The 22,942-nt window shown below is 59.4% G+C and carries 18 protein-coding genes and 2 pseudogenes; 13 read left to right on the top strand and 7 right to left on the bottom strand.

Going from position 1 to position 22,942, the window contains the following annotated elements; all coding sequences use genetic code 11:
• Positions 1–23: 23 nt before the first annotated feature.
• A pseudogene (locus VDP61_RS13170) lies at positions 24–1,876 on the bottom strand (extracellular solute-binding protein).
• Between the two features lie 286 nt (positions 1,877–2,162).
• Entirely contained in the window at positions 2,163–2,678 is a 516-nt protein-coding gene (locus VDP61_RS13165; RefSeq protein WP_323007324.1) for a cytochrome c family protein, read from the bottom strand.
• A gap of 120 nt (positions 2,679–2,798) precedes the next feature.
• Here VDP61_RS13165 and VDP61_RS13160 point away from each other — a divergent pair, with 120 nt between their 5' ends.
• Positions 2,799–3,629 (top strand): prephenate dehydratase, encoded by an 831-nt coding sequence (locus tag VDP61_RS13160; protein ID WP_323007323.1) that lies wholly within the window; start codon positions 2,799–2,801, stop codon positions 3,627–3,629.
• An 86-nt stretch (positions 3,630–3,715) separates the two neighbouring features.
• On the opposite strand, the gene VDP61_RS13155 is transcribed toward VDP61_RS13160, so the two are convergent.
• Positions 3,716–4,189, bottom strand: coding sequence for an SRPBCC family protein (locus tag VDP61_RS13155; protein WP_323007322.1), 474 nt, complete (start codon positions 4,187–4,189; stop codon positions 3,716–3,718).
• Positions 4,190–4,312: 123 nt separating this feature from the next.
• Positions 4,313–5,269: an NAD(+) diphosphatase gene (gene nudC / locus VDP61_RS13150; RefSeq protein WP_323007321.1), complete on the bottom strand. Its 957-nt coding sequence runs from the start codon at positions 5,267–5,269 to the stop codon at positions 4,313–4,315.
• A 231-nt stretch (positions 5,270–5,500) separates the two neighbouring features.
• On the opposite strand from nudC, the gene VDP61_RS13145 reads away from it, so the two are divergent.
• On the top strand, positions 5,501–7,414 hold the full coding sequence (locus VDP61_RS13145; RefSeq protein ID WP_416236534.1) for a bifunctional 2',3'-cyclic-nucleotide 2'-phosphodiesterase/3'-nucleotidase: 1,914 nt from the start codon (positions 5,501–5,503) through the stop codon (positions 7,412–7,414).
• Between the two features lie 73 nt (positions 7,415–7,487).
• On the opposite strand, the gene VDP61_RS13140 is transcribed toward VDP61_RS13145, so the two are convergent.
• Positions 7,488–8,795: an ammonium transporter gene (locus VDP61_RS13140; protein WP_323007319.1), complete on the bottom strand. Its 1,308-nt coding sequence runs from the start codon at positions 8,793–8,795 to the stop codon at positions 7,488–7,490.
• 322 nt (positions 8,796–9,117) lie between these two features.
• Here VDP61_RS13140 and VDP61_RS13135 point away from each other — a divergent pair, with 322 nt between their 5' ends.
• The 8 genes from VDP61_RS13135 (at position 9,118) to VDP61_RS13100 (ending at position 18,322) form a co-directional block, all read left to right on the top strand.
• On the top strand, positions 9,118–11,340 hold the full coding sequence (locus VDP61_RS13135) for a PBP1A family penicillin-binding protein (protein ID WP_323007318.1): 2,223 nt from the start codon (positions 9,118–9,120) through the stop codon (positions 11,338–11,340).
• Between the two features lie 167 nt (positions 11,341–11,507).
• Entirely contained in the window at positions 11,508–13,244 is a 1,737-nt protein-coding gene (locus VDP61_RS13130; protein ID WP_323007317.1) for a type I secretion system permease/ATPase, read from the top strand.
• An 89-nt stretch (positions 13,245–13,333) separates the two neighbouring features.
• Complete coding sequence (locus VDP61_RS13125) at positions 13,334–14,650, top strand: HlyD family type I secretion periplasmic adaptor subunit (protein WP_416236543.1); 1,317 nt, start codon at positions 13,334–13,336, stop codon at positions 14,648–14,650.
• 141 nt (positions 14,651–14,791) lie between these two features.
• Entirely contained in the window at positions 14,792–15,253 is a 462-nt protein-coding gene (locus VDP61_RS13120) for a RidA family protein (protein WP_323007316.1), read from the top strand.
• Between the two features lie 122 nt (positions 15,254–15,375).
• Positions 15,376–16,146, top strand: a complete 771-nt coding sequence (locus tag VDP61_RS13115; protein WP_323007315.1) for a glycerophosphodiester phosphodiesterase family protein — start codon at positions 15,376–15,378, stop codon at positions 16,144–16,146.
• Positions 16,147–16,202: 56 nt separating this feature from the next.
• Entirely contained in the window at positions 16,203–17,387 is a 1,185-nt protein-coding gene (locus VDP61_RS13110) for a GNAT family N-acetyltransferase (protein ID WP_323007314.1), read from the top strand.
• 48 nt (positions 17,388–17,435) lie between these two features.
• Positions 17,436–18,038, top strand: a complete 603-nt coding sequence (locus tag VDP61_RS13105; protein ID WP_323007313.1) for a glutathione S-transferase family protein — start codon at positions 17,436–17,438, stop codon at positions 18,036–18,038.
• On the top strand, positions 18,035–18,322 hold the full coding sequence (locus VDP61_RS13100; protein WP_323007312.1) for a 4a-hydroxytetrahydrobiopterin dehydratase: 288 nt from the start codon (positions 18,035–18,037) through the stop codon (positions 18,320–18,322). The genes VDP61_RS13105 and VDP61_RS13100 overlap by 4 nt, the downstream gene beginning before the upstream one ends.
• A gap of 104 nt (positions 18,323–18,426) precedes the next feature.
• On the opposite strand, the gene rnd is transcribed toward VDP61_RS13100, so the two are convergent.
• Together rnd and VDP61_RS13090 are read right to left on the bottom strand one after the other, a co-directional pair.
• The gene (gene rnd / locus VDP61_RS13095; RefSeq protein ID WP_323007311.1) at positions 18,427–19,584 is read right to left on the bottom strand and encodes a ribonuclease D; all 1,158 of its coding nucleotides are present in this window, start codon (positions 19,582–19,584) and stop codon (positions 18,427–18,429) included.
• A 115-nt stretch (positions 19,585–19,699) separates the two neighbouring features.
• Complete coding sequence (locus VDP61_RS13090; RefSeq protein ID WP_323007310.1) at positions 19,700–20,188, bottom strand: peroxiredoxin; 489 nt, start codon at positions 20,186–20,188, stop codon at positions 19,700–19,702.
• A 115-nt stretch (positions 20,189–20,303) separates the two neighbouring features.
• Here VDP61_RS13090 and VDP61_RS13085 point away from each other — a divergent pair.
• From VDP61_RS13085 to VDP61_RS13075, 3 genes and pseudogenes are all read left to right on the top strand, one after another.
• Positions 20,304–21,507, top strand: a pseudogene (locus VDP61_RS13085) (NAD(P)/FAD-dependent oxidoreductase).
• The gene (gene rsmD / locus VDP61_RS13080) at positions 21,507–22,073 is read left to right on the top strand and encodes a 16S rRNA (guanine(966)-N(2))-methyltransferase RsmD (protein WP_323007309.1); all 567 of its coding nucleotides are present in this window, start codon (positions 21,507–21,509) and stop codon (positions 22,071–22,073) included. Before VDP61_RS13085 ends, rsmD begins: the two are co-directional and overlap by 1 nt.
• Positions 22,070–22,756, top strand: a complete 687-nt coding sequence (locus VDP61_RS13075; protein ID WP_323007308.1) for an HAD-IA family hydrolase — start codon at positions 22,070–22,072, stop codon at positions 22,754–22,756. The genes rsmD and VDP61_RS13075 overlap by 4 nt, the downstream gene beginning before the upstream one ends.
• Positions 22,757–22,942 lie beyond the last annotated feature (186 nt).

Here is a 22,942-nt window from a genome sequence, read left to right as displayed (position 1 = left end):
TGCTTACCTGCCGTTTTTTATCGTTATTTCAGCACACCAGAGGCTTTGAGAACGGCGGCTTTTTCCGCGTTGTACCACCAGAAGCTCAATTCGCCCAGTGCGTAGGGCGGCAGCGTTTCGGGATGCTCAAAAATATCATAATAGGCGACGGTATGTTTTGCCTTGAACCATTGGAAAATGCCGAAACGCTCGGCCCGCATCACCCGGTCAAGCGCCATTGTCGCCGTGGTCAGGCCCTCCAGGGTCGTGGCGGCCAGCACCACATCAATCATCCGGTCCACCGCTTTGCTTTTCAGCCCCATCGCGTTGAAGGATGAGACATCGGCGGTTTCTGAGCCGTAATATTGCTTTAGCTCTGTCCCTGAGAAATAGTTGGTACTGTTGAAATGGTTGGTGATGTCGAAATCATATTTCGGCGGGCGGGTGCGGTCTTCCATCTGGGCGTTGTCTACCCGTGTCAGCACTGCATCCACGCCAAGGCTGCGCAGGTTTTCGACAAAGGGGTTGATCACGCGATCAAAGGTCGGGCTATCCTCTAAAAATTCGACCCGCAGCATCTCACCCTTGGCATTGCGGCGCATGCCGTCATTGCCGACAATCCAGCCAGCATCGGCCAGCAGGTTTGATGCCTTGCGCAAATTGCCCCTGTCCAACTGGCGCACGCCCGAAGCCGCGGGCATGATCGCCTCCTCCGTCAAAATCGCAGCATCCAAAAGCCCGTCAGCCACAAGCGGTTCAAGCAAGGCGGCCTCAGCCGCGCTCGGGGTGCCTTTCGCCTCCATGAAGCTGTTGCCCCAATAGGAATTGATCCGGTCATATATGCCATAAAACAGCGTCGCGTTCGACCATTCAAAATTGAACATCAAGCCAATCGCTTCGCGGACACGCGGGTCCTGGAACTTTTCGCGCCGCAGGTTGAAAATGAATGACTGGCCCGTGGTCTTCTCGCCCGAGGCCAATTCTGCCTTGATAACCTGCCCATTCACCACTGCCGGGAAATCATACCCCGTGGCCCATTTGATCGAAGACGCCTCATTGCGAAACGTATAGGTGCCACCTTTGAACCCTTCAAACGCGGCATCATAATCAGAAAAATACTCGATGCGGATCGTGTCAAAGTTATTCGTTCCGATGCGCAGCGGATGGTCTTTGCCCCAATATTCCGGGTTGCGCTGATAGCTCACGGATTTGCCAATGCGCATTTTGTCCAGGCGATAGGCCCCTGTGCCCAGAAACGGTGTCAGGGTGCTGTTCTCCAGGTCCAGCCCCTCGGCCTCATATTGTGTCTTGGACAAATCGGCAAACCGCCCACATCTTGTGGCAAATCGCGGGTTGGAATGCCGGGTTTGAAGGTAAACTTTACCCTATGGCGATCCAGCGCCTCGACCTTCTCGACTTTGGTGGCAAAGATGGTGCGAAAATCGGTCAGGCCCTTGGCAAGAAAGGTTTCATAGGAAAAAATCACATCGGCCGCAGTCATCGGGCTGCCATCCGAAAACGTCACATCTTCGCGCAGGTTGAAAATCACCCAAGAGCGATCTTCGGGATATTCCAAAGTTGAACACAGCAGGCAATAACTGGCACCGATCTCATCCGCTGTGCCTTCCAGAATCGATTCGAAGGCAGCCGATGACAGCGCTGCAGCACGGCCCTTGATCGAATAGGGATTCATGCTGTCAAACCCGCCCGAGGTCCATTCCGAGATTTCCCCCCCCTTGGGCGCATCAGGGTTCACATAGGCCAGATGCATGAAATCGGCGGGGTATTTCAATTCGCCAAAGGTTGAAATGCCATGCGCGACCGTGATGGTTTCAGACCGCGCAGCAACCGCCGAGGCCGCCAGCGCCAAAACCACAGCCCCCCCCATCAGCCCCATCTTCACCGCCAGATCAAAGCCTGGCAAAGTCACTGGTCGCTGCGCCGCTTTGGTCGCTGTCTGTGTCACCCGCATTGTCTTCTCCCTGCTAGCTGCCCCGGTTGTTCCGGGGGTCTGCGCCGATGGCTTTGCGAAAGCCAATATGCCGAACCGAAGTGAACCCCGTGTCCTTGCCCCATGCTAGAATGTAACGTGGTGTGGCAACAAGTTGCGATTGCGTGATTTCACGCGGGCCAACGCAAAAGGCCGCCCAAACGGACGGCCTTTGCACAAAATTCGGGCCGGTTTATGGCTGCGTTGCCAACCAGGCGATCAGGTTTGCGCGATCTGCTGGTTTGGGCAAGCCGGCAAAGCTCATCTTGGTGCCGGGGGCGTATTTTTTGGGGTTGGCCAGGAATGCGTCAAGGTTCTCGGGTGTCCAGCTTTCTTCGGCCATTCCCACCAGCACATCAGAATAGCCAAAACCTTCAACATGCGCCTTGGCGCGATCAACGACGCCATCAAGATGCGGGCCGGTGCTGTTGCTGCCATCAACCTTGTGGCAGGCCCTGCATTTTGAGAACACCTTCTCGCCTGCGGCCGCATCAGCCGAGGCGTAAAGCTCTTCAAAGCTCGGGCCTTCAACTGCGGCCTCGACTGGCGCATCTGCGCCGGTGTCAATGGTATAGGCTTGGGTTGCCCCTTCGCCATGCCCGCCGCCGGTGCTGTAAAGCGCCTGCGCGGCCCAGCCCCCCAGCAGGAATACCAGAAGCGACCCGCAAAGGGCCCCCACAACTTTGGTCATTGTCATCGTGTCGAACATGTCGCGCCTCGCTTCAGCGTTTTCCTGTGGCGCTTCTAACCGCTTCCCACGTCCCAATTCAAGGTATACTAGCATTATCAAACGCCCTGAGGCCTATTTTATCGACGGAGACTGCCAAATATGACCGGACGCATCGCTTTTCAGGGGGAATTGGGCGCCTATTCACATGAAGCCTGCCGTCAGGCCCGGCCCGGAATGGAAGCAGTTGCTTGCCACACCTTTGAAGATACGATCGAAGCCTGCCGGTCAGGGGACGTCGATCTGGCGATGCTTCCGGTCGAGAATTCGACCTATGGGCGGGTGGCCGATATTCACGCGCTGTTGCCCGGCTCGGGGCTGCGGATCGTTGATGAAGCCTTTGTCCGGGTTCACATCAATTTGCTGGCGGTGCCGGGAACCCACCTGAAGGATGTGAAACGGGCGATGAGCCATACAGTTTTGCTGGGCCAATGCCGCGACTTTCTGAAAGCCCATGCGATCACGGCAATCACCGGTGCCGATACGGCCGGCTCTGCCAAAGCGGTTGCCGCGCGCGGAGAGCCCGCTTTGGGCGCATTGGCGTCAGAACTGGCGGGCGAGATTTACGGGCTGGACGTGTTGGCCCGCCACATTGAAGATCAGGCCAATAACACCACCCGCTTTCTGGTGATGTCGCGCGAGGCCAATCATGCGCGACGGGCGGCAAAAATGATGACAACCTTTACTTTCCGGGTCCGAAACATTCCAGCCGCGCTTTACAAGGCGATGGGCGGGTTTGCGACCAATGGGGTCAACATGACCAAGTTGGAAAGCTATATGGTCGGTGGATCTTTCACCGCAACCGAATTTTATGCCGATATTGAAGGCCACCCCGAGGACGAAAATGTAAGGCTGGCGCTGGATGAGTTGAAATATTTCACCTCAGAACACGATATTCTGGGGGTATATCCGGCAGACCCGCGCCGGAATTAAAGCCATTGGCGCGGGTTTGGATGGCTGATCACACAGCTTTCAGGGGGGGGCTTTGCCAGACCTGACCTTTTGGTCCGAACTGCCCCTCAGGTCTTGGCCTGCGCCTTGTAGCGATCTTCGATGTCGGCAGCGGTTTGGGCAAGGCGCAGGGCAAAGCGGCGGTTCACCTTGGCTTTGGCAAGGCGCAGGGATTGCAGGAACAAACGCGCCGCAAGGGTGCGGGGCTTCACCTCAACCTCTACCACCACGCGGGTTCGGCGCGGGCCCATTTCGGCCAGTTCAACCTTCAAGATCGCTTCGGCGGGTTGGCCCATGCAATCAAACACCAGGGTTTGTCCGGGTGTCAGTGTCAGCAACTTGATTTCAACATGCCGTTTCTTGGCGCGGTAATCGAAACCGACTTTCCACTCCATGCCTGCCCCCGGCTGGCGCAAACGGTCCAGGCGTTCCACCTCGGCGCCACGGCGCAGGGCAGAGCGTTCCCAGTTCTCAAAATCCGCGAGGGCTGCGTAGACAAACCCAATCGGGGCTTCGATGTTTTCAGTGGCTGTCAGTTTCATGCCGGTGCCTTATCCAATCGCCGGTTGTTGGCTATTGTTGCTATACGGATGGTTTGTGAACTGTCCCTAGACGCATTTCCATTACAATTCAGTAACGGTTCGACGTTTTTTGACCCTGTGTGGTTATTCGAGCCTACCCGCAAGCCATTGCGCAATCAGGTGATAGGCAATCGCACCTTTGCGGGCGGGGCGGATGGTGGGGTGCTGACCTGCCATGACCTCCATCATATCTTCACGCGTGACCCAAATGGCCGCGTCAAGCTCTTTGGGGTCGATAGTGATGTCTTCACTGGTGGCCTCACCGATAAAGCCCATCATCAGGGATGCCGGAAAGGGCCAAGGCTGGCTTGCAACAAAGCGCACATCGCCGACGGTGATACTGGTTTCCTCCAGCACCTCACGGCGCACGGCGGCCTCCAGGGTTTCACCGGGTTCGACAAAACCCGCAAGGCAGGAATACATGCCATCCGGCCACCCCGCCGAGCGGCCCAGCAGCAGCTTGTTGCCCCGCTGAATCAGCATGATGACCACCGGGTCACTGCGTGGAAAATGCTGCGCCGCACAGGTGCCACAAACCCGCTGCCAGCCCGCGTTGATGGCAACCGATTGCGCGCCGCATACCGCACAATAGCGATGGCTGATGTGCCATTGCAAAACGGCCTTGGCGGTGGCAACCATTTCGGCTGCACTGGGTGACAGCTGGTTCATGACGCCGCGCAATTCCAGAAAGGCATGGGTATCGGGCAGGCTGGGGTGAAATTGCGTGGAGCCGTCAAAAAACCCGGACTCAAGCGCCTCGGACCCGACCGCAGGCGACCAGTCCGAGATATCCTGGGCAAAACGGGCGATACCTTCATCCAGCCCCAGAAACAAAGGCGGCCTGCCATGCACAAGCACCGGATGGCCCGCTGGCACCCAACCAGGCTCTGCCCCACCCTGAATCAGCGGCTTGCCGCGCCAGATTGGCAGCACCTGCCCACCATCCGCCAACAAACTTGCCATTTTTTGCGGATCACTGCGCAGGTCTGCCGCACGATCAAGCGTAGAGCCGGCAAAGGCCAGTGTGTCCGCCAAAATCATTCTTTGCCTCCCGAAACCCGCGCCTGTTTATCTGGTGATGCCATGCAAGGCTGACTATGGCAATCATCCGGCCGCCGCCATAGCTTCATGCTTTATCGGCAAAAACAACCCAGCGTTGATAAAAGTGATCAAACATAACGTCATAGGTGGAAACTGACAAACCGAGTTGTTAGAGTCGGCGAAACGGTGCGGAAAATCACCTCACAGCAGAACAGGGAAGCAGACAGAAACGTGTTGATCAATCCGCACCCATTTTCGGCCATGCTTGTCGAAAATCAGGCGCATTTGCGCATCATGCAGACAACGGATTTGCATGCACATATTTTTCCCTATGATTATTACAATGACCGCCCGATTGAAGGGGCGGGATTGGCGCGAACAGCGGCGCTGATTGCTGCCGTGCGGGCGCAGGCCATCAATACGCTGTTGCTTGACGGTGGCGATGTGCTGCAAGGTAGCGCCCTGGGTGATTACATGGCCTTTGATCGCGGGTTGCGGGCTGGCGACCTCCACCCCGTTATCGCAGCCATGAACAGGCTTGGGTATGATGCGGCGGCCCTTGGCAACCACGAATTCAACTTTGGGCTGGAGTTTTTGCTCGCGGCGATAGAGCGTAGTGCCTTTCCCTATCTATGCGCCAATGCCTTGACCAAACGCGGTGCCGATGCCCGCCGCGATAGCCGTTTGCTGCCGCCCTATGTGCTGCTGGATCGCAAGCTGCGCGATGGTGCGGGCAAGTTTCACCCTATCCGCATTGGTGTGTTGGGGCTGTTGCCGCCACAGATCGTGACCTGGGATGAAACCTTGTTGCGCGGGGTCATTCAATCGCGCGATATGGTGGAAACCGCCGCCGCGCTGATCCCTGAAATGAAAGAGGCCGGGGCGGATATCATCATCGCGCTGGCCCATACCGGCATAGGCGCAGAACAGCATTTTGATGGGATGGAAAACGCGGGCCGCCCCTTGGCGCGCTTGCCGGGCATAGATGCTGTGGCGCTTGGGCATACGCATATGCTGTTCCCCTCGGCCCAATTTGCCAACAGACCGGGGATTGACGCGGTGCGCGGCACGCTGGATGGCACGCCTGCGGTGATGGCGGGGTTCTGGGGGTCGCATCTGGGGGTGATTGACCTGAAACTGCAACGCGGCGGCGCTGGCTGGCAGGTGCTGGATGGCCAGTCCGATGTGCTGCCGATCGCCACGGCCAAAACCGCAGGCAAACACCACATGTCGGTCGTGTCGGTGCCTTTCGTGCTTAAAGCCGCGCAAGCAGAGCATGAGGCGACACTTGAATATATGCGGTTTGCGATCGGTGCCACGCGACGCCCGCTGCACAGCTATTTCGCGCAGGTCAAGGATTGCGCCACAGTGCAGATCGTCTGCCGGGCCCAGCGCAATTATATCGCGAAAAAGCTGGCCGGAACCGAACATGCCCGCCTTCCGCTGCTTTCGGCGGCCGCACCGTTCAAGGTTGGCGGCTGGGGGGGGGCCGGGAATTTCACGCAAATTCCAGCGGGCCCCATGTATCAGCGCAGCGTGGCCGATCTCTATTGTTTTCCAAACACGATCTGCGCGCTGCGGCTGCGCGGCGCCGATATCATGGAATGGCTGGAACGTTCGGCGGTGGCATTTCATCAGATCGTGCCGGGGCAGCAAGACCAACCCCTGCTGAACGATGACTTTCCATCCTATAACTTCGACATTATTTATGGCCTGACCTATGAGATTGATCCGACACAACCCGCCCGCTATTCAGTTGCAGGTGTGTTGCAGCACCCCGAATCCCGGCGTATCCGCAACCTGCGGTATCAGGGCCAGACAGTTGACCCCGAGGCAGAGTTTGTGGTTGCGACCAACAACTACCGCGCCAGCACGCATTTGGCGCTTCGCCTTGCTGATACCGAAGGGGTGGTGTTTGAATCCTCGGTCACGATCCGCAATATCTTGCTGAACGAGATTGCAAACAGCTCTCCGCTAGAGGTGACGCCCGAGCCGAATTGGCAGTTCACGCCGATGCCCGGCACAAGCGCTGTGTTTTTGACCTCGCCCCATGCGGCACAGCTTGTCACCGATTTGACCGACCTCAAGGTGGTCCCCCTGGGCGAGACCGACGGCGGGTTCTGGCGCTTTCGTCTGTTGGGCTGATCCGTTGCGGCCTTGTGGCGGCGCGTCAGGCCCGGATGCGATATGTCCGGGCCAGTTGCGCGGTTTGTGCCGGTCAGGCCCGGAATTCGGGATAGGCCTCCAGCCCCAGTTCGGCCTTGTCCAGCCCCAATATCTCATCTTCCTGGCTGGGGCGAAGGCCCGTCGTGGCCTTGAGGATAGACCAGACAAGCCCCGCAGCAGCGAACATAAACCCCGCCACCGCAACAAAACCCAATGCCTGCATGCCGAATGACGCGCCCTTGGAATGGAATGGAACCGCCATCGTGCCCCAAAATCCCGCGACCAGATGCACAGGGATCGCGCCAACCACATCGTCAATCCTGGCCTTGTCCAACAGCGGCACCGCGACCACAGCAAGCATACCGCCAATCGCCCCGATCCACAGCGCCCCGAACAAGGGCGGATCAAGCGGCCCTGCGGTGATAGCGACCAAACCGGCCAAGGCACCGTTCAGCAGCATGGTCAGATCAACCTTTCCAAACAGCGCCCGGGTCAAAACCATCGCGGCGATGGCCCCCCCGGCGGCGGCCATATTTGTATTGGCAAAGATGATCGCCACGGCATTTGCATCGGCTTCGGTTCCCAGCGCCAATTGCGATGCGCCGTTAAATCCGAACCACCCCAGCCACAGAACGAACGTCCCCAAAGTGGCCAGTGCAAGGTTTGATCCGGGCATCGGATGCACGCGGCCATCGCCGCCAAATTTTCCCAAACGCGGCCCAAGAATCAGCGCCCCTGCCAAGGCTGCCGCCCCACCAGCCGCATGCACCAGCGTCGAGCCGGCAAAGTCATTGAACCCCTGCACCTGCAACCAGCCGCCCCCCCACTGCCAGGACGCCTCTATCGGATAAAGAAGGCCGGTCAGGAGGGTGGTGAAGATCAAGAAGGGCCAAAGCTTGAGTCGTTCCGCCAAAGTGCCAGACACGATAGAGGCGGTGGTGGCGCAGAACATCAGCTGAAAGAAGAAATCCGCGCCGGTGGCATAGGCGGCATCTGGCGCAATTTCACCCTGGATATTGGCAGGGCCAAAACCCCCGACAAGCCCCGCAATCGCCCATGTATCGCCCGGATACATCAGGTTATAGCCAACCAGCCAATACATGATGGACCCTATCGCAAAAAGTGCAATGTTCTTGGTAAGCTGCATGGTCACGTTCTTTGACCGTACAAGGCCCGCCTCCAGCATCGCAAAACCGGCGGCCATCCAGAACACCAGAAAGCCGCCAATCAAAAGCAGCAGGGTATTGAAAATAAAAGCCGTATTGACTGCGGGGGCCGCCACCGCCTCTTGCGCCCAAGCAGGCAAGGCTGCGAGTGTGGCAAGCATTGCCATCCCCAGAATTGAATTTCGATCCGTCATCATCACTTCCTTTTCCCGCTGGTTAAAGCGCGTGATCATTGGTTTTCAGATGCCAGCACCACATTTTTGCCCCATGTTCTGGAGGACGCATGGCCTGACTTCCTGCGTTCAGGTGGGGCCAGGTTGCAGGCTTGGCACAAGAAAAAGGGCAAATGCCAAGGCGTCAAAACCGAAATTGTGCATAATTTTTGCACATACGGTGGTAAATGATTAAAAAATAGCCATACATTCCGTCGATTGGCTTTGCCTTACCGCTCTACAATCGGCACAAGGCAGGTTATTCTGCGCGCAATAATGCGTGAAAACACGGGATACAGGACGGATGAGCAGATCAGGCAACAAGCCCCCACCGATGGTGGCAGACCGCCGCTATAAAACCCCCGCCAAATCCTCTGGCGGGTCCAAAAAGGCGGCCCTGCCGCCCAAGCGACAGCCGCCGAAAAAACGCGGCGGGAAAAGCCAAGCAGCCCGCAGGCGGGGCCTTTCGGGGTGGATTGCGGCCTTTGTTGGCCTGATCTGGCGGGTTGTCTGGGGGATTTCGTGGCGCATCGGCGCCGTGTTCGCGCTTATACTTGCGGCTGCCACCTTTTACTTTTACGCGCAACTGCCGCCCGTAAACGATTTGCTGGACGCGCGGGCGCGTGGCTCGGTCACGCTGATGGACCGCTATGACAAGGTATTTGCCTGGCGCGGTGAAACCTTTGGCACATCAACCAGCGCCTCTGCCGTGTCGGATTACCTGCATGACGCAGTGGTCGCCACCGAAGACAAGCGGTTTTACTGGCATTACGGCATTTCACCGCGCGGCATCGCATCCGCCGTCAGCATCAACATACGCGAGGGGCGCGGCCCGCTATCGGGGAATGGCGGTTCCACCATCACCCAACAGGTCGCCAAGCTGCTGTGCCTTGGGGTCGCCTATGATGCGACACAATGGAAAAACGAGGCCGATTACGAATCCGATTGCCGCCAGGGCGGCTTGTTTCGCAAAATCCGCGAGGTGCCCTTTGCGCTGGCGCTGGAGACGAAATACTCCAAGGAAGAAATTCTGACCATCTACTTCAATCGGGCCTATCTGGGCGCCGGGGCCCGCGGGTTCGAGGCGGCCGCCCAGCGCTATTTCGGCAAATCCGCCAGTCAGGTTGATGCGGCCGAGGGCGCGATGCTTGCAGGGCTACTGAAAGCCCCCTCAACCTATGCGCCGACCAATAATCTGAAACGGGCACAGGACAGGGCGGCGGTGGTTCTGGATCTGATGCAGGAACAAGGCTATCTGACGCTGGCCGAACACGAAGCGGCCCTGCGCACCCCGGCCACACTGTCAAAAGCCGCCGAAGCGCGGGCGGGTGGCTATTTTGCCGATTGGGTCATGGGCGAAGGCCCCAGCTTCTTGACCAAAGACACCACCGAAGACGTGATCATGCGCACCACGCTGGACCAAAAGCTGCAAAAGGCAGCGGAAACAGCGCTGACCGATGTGCTGGATGCCAAGCTGCGCGCCGGGTCCAAAACCGAAGCAGCGGTGATTGTGATGTCGGCGGATGGGGCGGTGCGGGCAATGGTCGGCGGCAGGTATCCGGCCCCCCCCGGCAGTTTCAACCGCGCGACGATGGCGAAACGGCAAACCGGGTCGGCATTCAAGCCCTTCGTTTATGCTGCGGCAATGGATATGGGCTATACCCCCGCCGATTATGTTGAAGACAAGCCTCTGACGATCAACATCAAAGGCTCTGGCCCCTATTCGCCGCAGAACTACACCAAGAAATATCTGGGCATGATCACGCTGACCAAGGCGCTGGAACAATCGGTCAACACCGCCGCCGTGCGCATCTCCGAGGCGATGGGGCGCGATGTCGTGCGCAAGGTCGCGTCGGAATTCGGCATCGAAAGCGATTTGGCGGCGGGGCCTGCGCTGGCGCTTGGCGCGTCGGAATCAAGCCTGCTGGAAATGACCGGCGCCTATGCCGGCATTCTGAACGGCGGCTCGTCGGTGCGGCCCTACGGCTTGGTCGACCTGCGGTTGAAGGGCGATGATACGCCGCTGCTGGGTCAGGATGGCGGTATTGGTGAGCGGGTGATCTCTGAACAAGCCGCGCATTATCTGACCTATATGATGTATCAGGTGGTAGAAGAGGGCACCGGCGGGCGCGCCAAGCTGCCGGGCCGTCAAGTCGCGGGAAAAACCGGCACGACATCTGCCGCGCGCGATGCGTGGTTCATAGGCTTTACCGCCGATTATGTCGCCGGCGTCTGGATGGGCTATGACGACAACACGCCCTTGGCCGGGGTTACCGGCGGGGGCCTGCCTGCTGAAATCTGGCATGAGGTGATGCTGCGCGTCCATGAAGGGCTGCCCGAGCGCCCCTTGCCGATGCTGATCCCCGAGCCGCGCTTGCCGCCAACGCCCGAGAACCAGCAATACCAACAGGCACCACAAGACCCCTATTATCAGCCGCAAGCCCAAAGCCAACCCAGCGCCCCGCCGCAAGACGACCTGGCAGATCGCATCTTGCAAGAAGTTTTGGGGATCTTGGGCGGAAACTGACCGGATCGCGCCGCCAAGCCTCAGATGCGCTGGCGAATAACCTTTCAAGGGGGCGTCTCCTGCGTGGTCTGGGCGACTGCTTGGCCGCGCCCCCTTACGCGGTATTAACCCCCGCAGGCCCATAGTCTTGCCAGAGCGCTGCTCGGGTAGAAATGGATCGCTTGCTTATGACACCGCCAGACAATCGCGCAGGCCTGAAAGAGCTGACTGCGGCACGGCGCAAAGGCCAGACCCTTTATGTCGTGATTTTTCTGTTCAGCTTTTTCGTCAACCTGCTGATGCTAACCGGCCCGCTCTATATGCTTCAGGTCTATGACCGCGTGTTGGGCAGCCGGTCTGAAGAAACCTTGATCGCGCTGTCGGTTCTGGTTTTGGCCCTGTTTGTTGCCATGGGCTTTCTGGATCATGCAAGAAACCGCGTGATGGCGCGCGTCGGGGCACGGTTTCAAGATACGCTGGACAAACGGGTGTTTCAGGCAGCGCTGCACCGGCTGACCATTGCGCCCAATGATCCCGATGCCCTTGCCGCGCAGCGCGATCTGGAAGCGGTGCAGCGCTATCTGTCCTCGCCGGTACATCTGGCGTTTTTCGACCTTCCCTGGACACCATTTTTTGTTGCCGTTATCTTTATCTTTCATCCCGCGCTGGGTTGGTTGGCGCTTGGTGGCGGGCTGTGCCTGATCGTGCTGAGCATTTGGAACCGCGCGGCTACGCACGCAGCGCTGACGCTTGCCAATCGCACCGCTGGCCATGCCGACCGTCTGGGCGAGAACCTGAAATCCGAAGCGGAAACCGTGCAGGCGCTTGGCATGACCAATGCGGGCTTTAACCGCTGGAACAAGGCGCGGGGGGCGGCACTTGCCGCCAATATCAAGGCGGCCGATCTGGGCGGTGTGTTCACCATCACCTCCAAAACCTTCCGGTTGTTCTTGCAATCGGCAATGCTGGGGGTGGGTGCCTATCTGGCGCTTCACGGTCAGCTAAGCGCCGGGGCGATGATTGCAGGCTCTATCCTGTTGGGGCGCGCCTTGGCACCGGTTGAAGTGCTGGTGGCCCAATGGGCGCTGGTGCAAAGGTCACAAGAAGGGTGGGGGCGGTTATCGTTCTTGCTGTCGCAGCAGCCCAGACAGGCCATGCGAACAGCGCTACCCCGCCCCCGCGCTGTGCTTGATATCAACGCGCTGACCATCGTGCCCCCCGGCGCATCACAGGCAGCGTTGCGCCTGCTGTCGTTCAACCTGCACCCCGGTCAGGCGCTGGGGGTAATCGGGTCGTCTGGCGCGGGCAAAACGACGCTGGCGCGCGCGTTGATCGGGCTGTGGCGCCCGGCTGGCGGTACAATACGGTTGGATGGCGCGACCTTGGACCAATATGACCCCGATGTACTGGGCAGTTATATCGGCTATTTGCCGCAGCGCGTGGCGCTGTTTGCTGGCACGATTGCGGAAAACATCGCGCGGCTTGCCGAACAGCCCGACCCGGCCAAGATTGTCAAGGCGGCACGCCGCGCCGCAGCCCATGACATGATCCTGAAGCTGCCCGATGGCTATGACACCCGTGTTTCCAGCATCGGTGGGCGGCTGTCGGGCGGGCAAATTCAGCGTATCGGGTTGGCGCGTGCCTTGTATGGCGACCCGGTGCTGCTGGTGCTGGATGAGCCTAACTCCAACCTCGACAATGACGGGTCGCAGGCGTTGAATCAGGCGATCAGGGAAATGAAGGCGGCTGGCAATGCGGTGCTGATCATGGCACATCGCCCCGCCGCCATTCAGGAATGTGATACGTTGCTGGTCCTGGAAGACGGCGCGCGGCGCGCCTTTGGCCCGCGTGACCAGGTGCTGCGCGAAAGGGTCAAGAACCATACTGAAATCACCCGAACCGTCGGGCCCGGAGGCGGGGCATGAGCAGATTGCAACCGGCGGCGCTGAAACCGGGTGCAGGCCCCCCCAGATTGTGCGGAACCGCAAAACCCGCGCCCCCCTCTGTCTTGGCATTGGCAAGGCCCGCGCCGTCGGCGGATGCTGGCTGGTCGGTGCGTAAACCTGTCATCATTGGCATGGTGACCGTGCTTTTTCTTGTCATCGGCCTTGGCGGGTGGGGCGTGATGACCACGATCACCGGGGCCATTGTCGCCTCGGGGCGGATCGAGGTGGAACAAAACCGTCAGATCGTGCAACATCCCGATGGCGGCGTGGTTGCCTCTATCCATGTGGCCGAGGGGCAGATGGTCGCCGCCGGTGCGCTGTTGCTGCGGCTTGATGGGGCCGCAGTGAAATCTGAACTCGCGATTGTCGAGGGGCAATTCTTTGAAATCCTGGCCCGCCGCGGGCGGCTGGAGGCCGAGCGCGACGACAAAGACAGTATCAGTTTTGTGCCAGAGCTGCTTTCCGTGGCCGAAACCCGCAGCGATGTGGCGGAATTGACCGAAGGTCAGCGCGGCTTGTTTGCCGCCCGCAAAGACAGCATGGCGCAGCAGATAGACCAACTTTCCAAACGCAGCGGCCAGATCGCCAGCCAGATCACCGGGGTTGATGCGCAATCGCGTGCGCTGGGGCTGCAACTTGACCTGATCGGTCAAGAGCTTGAAACACAGCAGGAATTGCTTAACAAAGGCTTGGCGCAGGCCAGCCGCGTGCTGGCGCTGCAACGTGAAACCGCACGCCTTGATGGGCAAGTGGGCGAACTGGCCGCCACCCGCGCGCAATCCGAAGGCCGCATGACCGAGCTTGCGATTGAAGTGTTGAAACTTGCCGCATCGCGCCGTGAGGAGGCCAACACCCAGCTTCGCGATATCGGCTACCGCGAGTTGGAACTGGCCGAGCGGCGCCGCGCCCTGATTGAGAGGGTTGCGCGGCTGGATATTCTGGCGCCGGTGTCGGGGGTAGTGCTGGGGTTGCAAGTCACGACGCCGCGCGCGGTTTTGCGCCCCGCCGATCCGCTGCTATACCTGATCCCACAAAATCGCCCGCTGGTGATTGCGGCGCAGGTGCAACCGTTCCACATTGACCAAGTCACCGTGGGCCAGCCGGTCAAACTGGTTTTCTCGGCCTTTCCGGCACGCAGCACCCCGGAATTATCGGGCCATATCACCGGGGTTTCCGCCGATGCGCTGATTGATCAACGCACCCAAATGCCTTACTATCGCGCCGAAATCGTGCCCGATACGGGCGAGATGGAAAAGCTGAAAGGCCTGACCTTGATCCCCGGCATGCCGGTAGAGGCGTTTATCCGCACCGATGAACGCACGCCGCTGGCCTATCTGATAAAGCCCTTCACCGATTACTTTGCCCGTGCCTTCCGCGAGGAGTAAGCCATGCAGGCCGGCATCATGCCAACAGCCAAGGCGCAGCATAAACCACACCCGCACAAGGCAAAATGCCTTTGTGTCACTTTCCATTTCACCTATCGGGCAAAAGGGGCTAGTTTCGTACAAACAGTTGAAAGGACGCCCATGACCATCCTCTCCCGCCTTGCCGAGCGTGGCATTACCCTGCCCAACGCCCCTGCCCCCGCCGCCAATTATGTGCCTTTCGTCCAGATCGGCACAACGCTCTATGTCTCGGGCCAGATCAGCCAAGGCCCTGATGGCCTGATCAAAGGTCGTCTGGGCGACACGATGAGCGTGGAAGATGGCGCGGCTGCCGCCCAGCGCTGCGCGATTTCGCTGCTGGCACAGGTCAACGCGGCCTGTGGCGGCGATCTGACCCGCCTGAAGCGGGTGGTCAAACTGACCGGTTTTGTCAATTCGACCGCCGATTTCACCGACCAGCCAAAGGTCATCAACGGCGCGTCTGATTTCCTGGTTGAAATCCTCGGCGATGCGGGCCGCCACGCGCGGTCAGCCGTTTCTGCTGCTGCCCTGCCCTTGGGCGTTGCCGTCGAGATCGAGGGTATCTTCGAACTCTCGGCCTGAAGCAGCGGGCAGTTTTATCTGTTTGAAACGATCCTCCGGGGGGAATGGTCTAGCGGCGCTAAAGCGGCATCGAAAGCCGCCGCCCCCCAGTCAGCCCCCCGTCAGCCCAAAAGCGAAACATCATGTCCTCTGCCCTGCATCCAGATTTCTTGACAAAACCCATCGCCCATCGCGCCTTGCATGATGTCAGCGATGGCAGGCCCGAAAACTCCCGCGCGGCAATTCGTGCGGCGATCAAGGCAGGCTATGCCATTGAAATTGATCTGCAACTGTCACGCGATGGCCAAGCGATGGTCTTTCACGATGAACGGCTGGACCGGCTGACGATGGAAACCGGCCCAATCAATCAGCGCTCGGCCACAGAATTGTCGCATATTCCGCTGCGCGGCGGGCGTGAAAACATCCCCAGCCTGAAACAGGTGTTGAAACTGGTCGCGGGTCGCGGGCCGCTTTTGATCGAACTCAAGGATCAGCAGGGCGAACTGGGCCCCACCGATGGCAAATTAGAGGCCGCAACCGCGCAAGCGCTGGCTGATTATGAAGGCCCCGTGGCGCTGATGTCGTTCAACCCGAATTCGGTGATCGTCATGGCACGGCTGATGCCGCATATCCCCCGCGGCCTTACCACAGCCGCCTTTGATCCGGCCGATTGGCACCCCATCGCCCCCGCCGTCTGTGACCGGCTGCGCGAAATCCCTGACTATGACCATGCCAAGGCCTGTTTCATCTCGCATGACGTCCGCGATCTTGACCGCCCGCGCGTAACCGAGCTGCGCAATGCCGGTGCCACAATCCTGAGCTGGACCATCACCTCGCCCGAGGCCGAGGCCAAAGCGCGCGAATACGCACAAAACATCACGTTCGAGAAATACCTGCCGGCCTTTCCGGCTTGATTTCGCGCCAGCAGGCCCCAGTTAGCCGGGGATAAGCGCCGCGCTAAGGATGCCCCATGGCCGAGATTGAAATCACCCTGCACGCCGCCTTTACCGAAATTCCGGCACAGGACTGGGACGCGCTGGCCTGCCCCGAAGCTGCTTCAGGTCGCCCAAAGGACCCCTTTACCACCCATCGGTTCTTGATGGCGTTGGAGCGTTCCGGCTCTATTGGCGGGCGTAGCGGCTGGCAAACCCGCCCGCTTGTTGCGCGCAGGCATGGGGTGGCGATTGCCGCAATGCCGATGTTCGTCAAACACCATTCCCAGGGTGAATATATCTTTGACCACAACTGGGCGCAGGCGTTTGAAAATGCGGGGGGCAGCTATTACCCGAAACTGCAAGTGGCCGCACCCTTTACCCCCGCCACAGGCCGCCGCTTTTTAACCTTGCCGGGTGCCGAGGACGAAGGCACCGCTGCCCTGATCGCCGCCGCAACACAGGTTGCTGCGCAAAACAACCTCTCTTCGCTCCACATCACCTTTTGCACCGAAGACGAGGCCCGGCGCGGCGCTGCATTGGGCCTGATGCAACGTATTACCCAGCAATATCATTGGTATAACAAGGATTACACCAGCTTTGACGCCTTCCTCGCCCAGCTTTCGTCGCGCAAGCGCAAAGCCATTCGCAAGGAACGCGAAACCGCCAATGGTGCGGGGCTGGATATTCGGCCCCTGACAGGCAAGGCCATTCAACCCGCGCATTGGGATGCGTTCTGGCAGTTTTACCAAAACACTGGCGCCCGCAAATGGGGCACGCCCTATCTGACCCGCGCCGCTTTTGCCGAATTTCACGACAGCATGCGCGATGACATCTTGCTGGTTCTGGCCTTTGACAGCGGCCAGCCCATCGCCGGGGCGCTGAATTTCATCGGGCGCGACACGCTTTATGGGCGCTATTGGGGCTGTAGCGCCGATTACCCCTGCCTGCATTTTGAACTGTGCTATTACCGCGCCATCGAATGGGCAATCGCCAATGGTTTGCAGCGGGTCGAGGCGGGTGCACAAGGCGACCACAAGCTTGCACGTGGCTATTTGCCCGCGCCCGTACATTCCTTGCATTGGATCGCCAATACCGGCTTTGCCCGCGCCGTTGGTGAATATCTGGAGGCCGAGCGCAGGGCCGTGACCGAGGATATCGACATCCTCACCAGCTACGGCCCGTTTCGCCAAAGCCTGCCTGATGACAACACCGGGACCTGACAAGCCACAACAAACCTGCCAGACTAACGGCAACGCATGGAGGCCCACATGAGTCTGACCCTTTACACAAACCCGATGTCGCGCGGTCGTATTGCCCGTTGGATGCTGGAAGAAATTGGCGTGCCCTACAATGTCACGGTGCTGGACTATGGCACCACAATGAAAGCGCCCGAATTTTTGGCGCTTAACCCGATGGGCAAAGTGCCGGTGCTGGTACATGACGGCAAGGTGATAACCGAATGTGCCGCAATCTGCCTGTACCTTGCCGAGGCTTTCCCAGACGCAGGCATGGTCGGCCAGGACCGCGCCGCCTATTACCGATGGATTTTGTTTGCGGCAGGCCCATTGGAGGCCGCTGTGACCAACACCGCGCTAGGCCTGATACCGCCCCCCGATCGGCAACAAATGGTCGGCTATGGCAGTTATCAGGCGGCTTGCCAAACGCTGGACCATGCGATCAACCACAGCGGCTATATCGCAGGCGAAACCTTTTCCGCTGCCGATGTCTATGTCGGCTCTCAGATCGGCTGGGGGTTGCAATTTGGCACAATTCCCGAAACCCCGGCGCTGACCACCTATTGGGATCGGATCAAAAACCGCCCGGCCCGTCTACGGGCGGATGCCGCCGATACCGCGTTGATGCCCCAATGAAGGTTCCAAAGCTACAAGATCGCAGCGCCTTGACACCCCTGTTGGCGAATGGTTGGGCCATGGATGCCGGGCGCGATGCCATCAGCAAAACCTTCATCTTTCGCAATTTCATCGAGGCGTTCGGGTTTATGACCCGCGCCGCCCTTTGGGCCGAAAAATGGGATCATCACCCCGAATGGTCAAATGTTTATAAAACCGTACATGTCACACTGCTCACACATGACGTGGAGGGGTTGACAGAATTGGATATCAAGCTGGCAACCAAGCTGGACAGCCTGGCCTGACGCCAAGGCGCCGACACTTGGCGTTCATCTTGGTAAAAATACCTGAACCCTTGAAAATGCCTGAATCCTTTTGCCTGCCAAACGCCACGGCAGCGGACAAGCGCTTAGAGCCGCACCACCTTGATATTATTTCCCTTGGCTGATAGCGCAATTTCCCCCCGGCACAGGCGCAAAGCATCCTCGCCAAAGGCCTCATTTCGCCAACCTGCCAGCGCCGGAACTTTGCGCAGCCCGCCTGCAATCAGATCAAGGTCCGAGGCCGAGGCGATCAGCTTCGCCGCCACCCCCAGCTCTTCCGATTTCGCCTTTAGCAGCACGCGCAGCAAATCGGCCAGCGCCGGGTTTACCTGCACCTGGTCCTTGCTGGTATCGGGCTTGGGCTGATCTTCGGGCTTTGCCTCCATCCCGGTTTTCACTGCGGCCAAAAGGCCATCGGCAATATCGCCGCGCCGTGCTTCGCGCAGCAACAGCCGCGAACGGCCCAACTCCTCGACATTGGCAGGCTTGGTCGAGGCCAGTTCCAACAGCGCGTCATCCTTGATTACCCGGCTGCGCGGCACATTGTTGCGTTGGGCATATTCCTCGCGAAACCGCGCCAATTCCTTTACAACAGCCAAGAACCGCCCCGAATTGGTACGGGTTTTGATGCGCTGCCACGCCTCATACGGGCGCACGGTATAGGTTTCGGGGTCGGTCAAAACGGCCAGCTCTTCTTCAACCCATTTCTGGCGGCCACTGGCGACAATTTGCTCTGACAGCGTCTCATAAATCACCCGCAGATGCGTTACATCTGCCAAGGCATAGGTCTTTTGCGCATCGCTCAGGGGGCGCCGCGACCAGTCGGTGAAACGGCTGGTCTTATCCAACGGGTGATGCGCGATTTTGCGGACAAGGGTTTCATAGCCGACCTGTTCGCCAAAGCCGCAAACCATCGCTGCTACCTGCGTATCAAACAATGGCTTGGGAAAGGCGTCGCCCTCGACAAAGAAAATCTCAAGATCCTGACGGGCCGCGTGGAAAACCTTGACCGTCGCCTCATGCCGAAACAGATCATAGAGCGGTTCAAGCGACATCGTATCGCCTTCAACCGGATCAACCAGAACCGCGTCTCCCTTGTCTCCCGGCAGCGCCATCTGGATCAGGCACAGCTTGGACCAATAGGTCCGTTCGCGCAAAAACTCGGTGTCAATTGTAACGTAAGGTTCGGTCTTGGCGGCCTTGCAAAACGCGGCCAGATCATCGGTTGTCGTAATGGTTCGCATCGGAATCCTGCTGTCAGCCAATCGCACGGGGTCATCCCGCACGATTGCTATAGGCCCGCTTTGCGGCAAAAGAAAGCCCTGCAACACAAGGATACAAGGCTTTCTTCAAGGTTTTTCAGATCGCAGCCAGCAGCGCTTCACCGCCCGACGCCTCACAGGTGCCGGGGCTTTCTTCCAGATGCAGCGCCTTTACCACCCCGTTTTCAGCCAACAGCGCATAGCGTTTGGACCGCGCCACCAACCCCGCAGGCGGCGCGTCAAAGGTCATGCCCATCGCCTTGGTGAATTCGCTTGCGCCATCGGCCAGCAAGCTGATGCCTGCCGCAGCGGCCCCGGTTGCCTCGCCCCAGGCCTTCATCACAAAGGGGTCATTGACCGAAACGCAGATAATTTCGTCCACGCCTTTTTCGGCAAACGCGTCCTTGGTGCGCATAAAGCTGGGCACATGCGCCGAATGGCAGGTGGGCGTAAACGCACCGGGTACGGCAAAGATCACGACCTTGCGGTCTTTTGTCAGCTCGGACACGCTCACTTGCTCAGGCCCGGCCGCGCCCAGACGCAGCAAATTCGCCTCTGGCAATGTGTCGCCTACAGAAATCGTCATATCATTCATCCTCGTGCGTTGCGTTTCCATTGCTGCCAGATATAGGCTGCCGACGGTTGCCCGACCAGTCACCATCTGACAAAAACCTGTTCGGGCGCGGATCAAAGGGCCAAAGATGAAGCACATAATTGTTATCGGGGCCGGTCAGGCCGGGGCGTCCTTGGTCGCCAAACTCCGCGCTTTGGGCGAGACCGGGGCGATCACCCTGATCGGTGCCGAAGCCGCACTGCCCTATCAACGCCCGCCCCTGTCCAAAGCCTATCTGCTGGGGGACATGCCGCTAGAGCGTCTTTTCCTGCGGCCCGAAAGTTTTTACGCCGAGCAAAACATCACCCTGCGGCTGGGCGAACCCGTTTCGGCAATTGATACCACTGCGCAAACCGTCACTGTGGGCGGGGATACATTGGCCTATGATGATCTGGTGCTGACCACTGGTTCCAGCCCCCGCCGCCTGCCGGCCAGTAGTGGCGGCGACCTGAAAGGCGTGTTCACCCTGCGTGATCTGGCGGATGTGGATGCGATGCAGCCCTATTTTACCGCTGGCAAGCGGGTGGTGATTGTTGGCGGCGGCTATATCGGGCTGGAGGGGGCGGCTGTGGCGGCCAAGCTGGGGCTTGATGTAACGGTGGTTGAAATGGCCCCGCGCATTTTGCAACGTGTGGCTGCGCCTGAAACATCCGATTTCTTTCGTGACCTCCACCGCGGCAACGGCGTCAAGATTTCTCGAAGCTACCGGGCTGGACCGGCTGATTGGCGACCCCCATGTTTCCGCCGCACGCCTGAGCGATGGCCGTGAAATTCCGGCTGATTTCGTGATGGTCGGCGTTGGCATCGCGCCCAATACCGCGCTGGCGCAAATGGCGGGTATCGCGCTGGACAACGGTATCGCCACAGATGCTTTGGGGCGCACCTCGGCCCCGCATGTCTGGGCGGCGGGCGATTGCGCCAGCTTTCCGACAGCCTTGGGGCAGATGCGGCTTGAATCCGTGCCCCACGCGATTGATCAGGCTGAATGTGTCGCAGCCAATCTTTTGGGCGCAGCCAAAACCTATGTGCCAGAGCCGTGGTTCTGGTCAGATCAATATGACATCAAGCTGCAAATTGCAGGCCTGAATACGGGCTATGACACCATCGCCACGCGGCATACCGAAGGCGCGATTTCCTTTTGGTACTACAAGGGTGATCATTTGCTTGCGGTCGATGCGATGAATGACCCGCGCGCCTTCATGGTCGCCAAGCGATTGCTTTCCATGGGTAAATCACCTGGCCCCGATCAGGTGTCCAATCCGGAAACCGATCTTAAGGCCCTGCTGAAATAATGCGCATCATTGGCGGCAGCAATCGCGGCACCCATCTGGCCGATATCGGCAAAGGCGACACAGTGGCGCATCTGCGCCCCACGTCTGACCGTGTACGCGAGTCGATCTTTAACCTGCTGATCAACGGGCGTCTGGATGGCGGCCCCAACCCGGTTGCCGGCGCGCGGGTTCTGGACCTGTTTGCGGGCACCGGCGCCTTGGCGTTAGAGGCGTTAAGCCGCGGCGCCGCCAGCGCGACGCTGGTTGAGGATGGCAAAACCGCCCTTGCCCTGATCAAACGCAATCTGGAGATTACGCGCCAAACCGCCACGGTTTTGCGCCAGAACGCCACGCAACTGCCGCCCAACACCGCCGCCCCCTTTACGCTGATTTTCCTTGACCCCCCCTATGGCAAGCAAATGGGAGAGGCCGCCTTGACAAGTGCACTTAAAGGCAATTGGGTCGCCCCCGGCGCAGTTGTGGTGTGGGAGGAAAGCATGGCCATTGCCCCCCCCGCCGGCTTCACCAAACTTGATGCCCGCAAATACGGCGACACCAGCATCACCCTCTTGCGGGCCCCCATATGAACCCCGCACCCATTGCAAAAGGTCACAACATGCCGCCAAAAGCCATTTTGTTTGATTGTGACGGTGTGCTGGTTGACAGCGAAGCCATTGTCTTTGACCTGTTGGCCACCGACCTTGCCGGGCACGGGCTGCACCTGAGCCGCGCCGAGATGGAGCAGAAGTTTCTGGGCGGCACGATTGGTGGCCTGTTCACCACGGCGCGTGGGCTTGGCGCAAAGCTGCCCGATGATTGGGTGGATGTTTTCTATGCCCGGATGTATGCGCGATTGGCGCAAGGCACGGCGCTGATTGACGGGGTTGTTGAGGTGCTTGATGCGCTGGACGCGGCCGAAATCAGCTATGCGATCGGGTCGAATGGGTCCGACCAAAAGATGCAGATCACGCTGGGCCAACACCCCGCCATCCTGGCGCGTTTCAACGGGCAGTTGTTTTCCGGCCAGACGCTTGGCTGCCCGAAACCCGATCCCGGCCTATGGCTGCATGCCGCGCGTGCGCTTGGCGTCAGCCCTGCCGATTGCGTGGTGATTGATGACAGCCCGACGGGCTGCATCGGGGCCGCGCGCGCGGGTATGCGTTGCCTTGGGCTGGCAGAACATGACGATGGCGCGCGACTTGCCGCCACCGGGGCCGAGGTAATTGCCAGTTTGCGCGATATTCCGGCCAGAATTGGCCTGACGCGTTAGGGACATTGCGCCCCGTCAAAGCCACGTATTCAGCCAGCGCCCCGCGCCAGCGTTTGCCTGTAGCCTTCAACTTGAAACAAGGCCTGTCACAGAACGCGTCGAAACCTATGATTTCAGGCCGCGATATATGAGGCAGGCCTAAGGCGAAACGCTCTGACATGTTTCGAAAATACTTGGGGCTGGCAC

The organism is Pseudorhodobacter sp. (genome assembly GCF_034675685.1).
Taxonomy (GTDB): domain Bacteria; phylum Pseudomonadota; class Alphaproteobacteria; order Rhodobacterales; family Rhodobacteraceae; genus Pseudorhodobacter.
The sequence above is the reverse complement of the archived record's forward strand: the minus strand, read 5'-3'. Positions and strand labels throughout refer to the sequence as shown.